Annotated in this window: 2 protein-coding genes; both read left to right on the top strand. The window is 29.9% G+C overall.

Going from position 1 to position 1594, the window contains the following annotated elements:
- Positions 1-731, top strand: a 731-nt coding sequence (locus H6W52_RS20995) for a hypothetical protein (protein ID WP_185216971.1), incomplete at its 5' end; no start/stop codon positions are given.
- A 6-nt stretch (positions 732-737) separates the two neighbouring features.
- Positions 738-1439: a hypothetical protein gene (locus H6W52_RS21000; RefSeq protein WP_116100165.1), complete on the top strand. Its 702-nt coding sequence runs from the start codon at positions 738-740 to the stop codon at positions 1437-1439.
- Positions 1440-1594: the final 155 nt, after the last annotated feature.

Here is a 1594-nt window from a genome sequence, read left to right on the forward strand (position 1 = left end):
GTACTTTGGGAGCAGCTAATTTCAGCAATCAGATGTCGTTATGGCAGGATGCAGCAGGCGGTGGAGGAAGTAGCACTGGCGGAATGACTTTCACAGGCACATCTACGATTCAGTTCCTTCAAGGTTTTTTTGGAAATGGGGGTTCAGTTGGTGCCTTGTTTTCCTTCATAGAACAATTAAAAAATGCGGGATTTAAAGATCCAGCTAATACTAAGCCTAAATTTGAGGACGCATCTAAAATTTCAAAAATAAGTGCTATAAGTGATCTTGTATCAATTCTAAATTATGTTGCCAAACAGCCTGCCGAATCAAATATCTTTTTTGAAAAAACAAATAATTGGATGGTAGACGGACAATCGCAGGGATATAAAATATTACTTAATGTGGGCAACATAGATAGTGTATTAGAACTTGCATATGTAATTGGTCATGAAACCAACCATTCAATAACCGATTATTTTAGAAACATTTTTTATGAAACTGTTGGGTCAAAAGGATCTATGGGGCGAAATGCCCTTGGTTATTTTACCGAGTTAATATCCTATTCTTGGGAAGAAAAATGGGGAAATACCCGAAGAAATATGAATGCTAGCGATTACACCTATTATATGCATGGACCAAATTCTCCATCTGAATTACTACGACATTCTCAAAATGAAGTTGATTTAGTTAATAAGAATATGAAAACATTACTTAATCTCTATAATAAATTTATAACAATTCCAAAATAGTATCGAATGAAAAAGATAATAATGTCTGTAATATTCTTCTTATATGGAATATTTTCCGCACAGATTGATTTAAAAATTAAGTTTTTAAATGAAAAAAAATCAGTTATGGAGATAACAATATCTAATAACACTAATGATTATTATATTGTTCCTTTTGATCAAAAAGGATTCAAAGCTTATCATTCAGATGAAGTTTGTAGTAATCTCAATAATTTAGATTACCCGTATAGTTTTTTTGCTCCCACATTAATGTTGAAAGATATTGTAGATAATAGTATTGAGGAGTTGTCAATTAGAAGCTATCATGGAGATATTTTAGATGATAAGAATTATCAAAAGCTAAAAAAGCTTGAACAGGAAAATAAGAATAGAATTTTCAAATGGAAAGAAAAAAATAAATTTAGTAGTCAGGAAGATGCAATAAGAAATTTATATCTCTATAAAAATTTAATTACTCTAAAGCCTAAAGAAATATTAAATATTAAAATTGAGCTGGATGTTTATAATATCAGAAGAGGAGATACTTATTTTTATGATTATTATATTTTAACAAATAATAAGAAATATGATTTATCAATTAATTTATGTGCTGACGAAAGTATTTATAACTATTTAACAGAAAAGCAAAAAGTAAAGTTTAAGAAATATAAATTATTTACTGGACAGATTGAAAGTAATAAAATTTCTTATACTTTTAAAAATTTGTAATTCGCACCCCGATCTCGCGGATTTTTAACCCGCTCTCGCGGATTTGTAATCCGTGAGCAACAATAAATAACCCACCGCATTGCGAGGTCACTGAAAAACTAAATTTTTATTAACCAATAAAAAAGGAGTGTAAAACGTATAGTTTTACGCTCCTT

It is taken from the genome of Chryseobacterium sp. C2(2020) (assembly GCF_014218915.1).
GTDB lineage: Bacteria > Bacteroidota > Bacteroidia > Flavobacteriales > Weeksellaceae > Chryseobacterium > Chryseobacterium mucoviscidosis.

Excerpts from the sequence above, each read along its gene's own strand:
- H6W52_RS21000 (WP_116100165.1), top strand. The coding sequence starts at position 738 with ATGAAAAAGATAATAATGTCTGTAATATTCTTCTTATATGGAATATTT.